Origin of the sequence: Acinetobacter sichuanensis (assembly GCF_003024515.2) — a bacterium.
Lineage (GTDB): Bacteria > Pseudomonadota > Gammaproteobacteria > Pseudomonadales > Moraxellaceae > Acinetobacter > Acinetobacter sichuanensis.
In genome coordinates, this window is sequence record NZ_PYIX02000198.1 from 1 (window position 1) to 691 (window position 691).

The window sequence follows — 691 nt, forward strand, 5'->3', positions numbered from 1 at the left end:
ATTAGGTTGAAATTCATCTACAAAAGACCATGACTTTAAGCGAATATAACCATCCGCTGTAAAATATACATCTGTACTTTCGAGTTGCTGTCGATTTGGCGCATCCAACACTTGTCCTGTGATTGAATCGGAAATTGCTACAGCCATTGGTGTATCAGTGAATGTGCGTCCATTTTGATAAATTGGTGTGCCGATAATGTCTGTGTATGGATCGTAAACTGATATAGAAGTACCAGGTATATCACTCACTTCAGTTTCCGCGTCTTTCATGTTGTGGATCTGATAATAACCACGACCTATACATAATAATGAGCGCTCTACTTCCACACCTTTTTCATTATAAAACGTATAAGTCACAGAAATTAAGTCAGGATATGAAAGTAAAGTGCCGTAAATATCAGGTATACGCCCATTTAAGCGGATTTGGTTTTGTCGTGAAGCAAGGTCATTGTTGGGTGATTGTGGCGACTGGTTTTGCGGCTTCGGCATCGTCATGTATGTGTAGATGCTGAATGCTGCGGTGATAGCCATCACCACAAGCATAATAATATCATCCACCGCCATTACACCAGAGCGAATCACAACATAGAACTCGCCATCTAATGCCTGTAGATTTCTAAATCCTCGCTCATCGATCGGTGTTACATCATTCTGCCGTGCAACTGAACCGTGATAAATCCGAGTGAACTCA

The 691-nt window shown here is 41.2% G+C and carries 1 pseudogene; it reads right to left on the bottom strand.

From position 1 onward, the window contains the following. Window positions 1–691 (bottom strand): annotated as a pseudogene (locus tag C9E89_RS23615) (host specificity factor TipJ family phage tail protein); the annotation flags it as partial.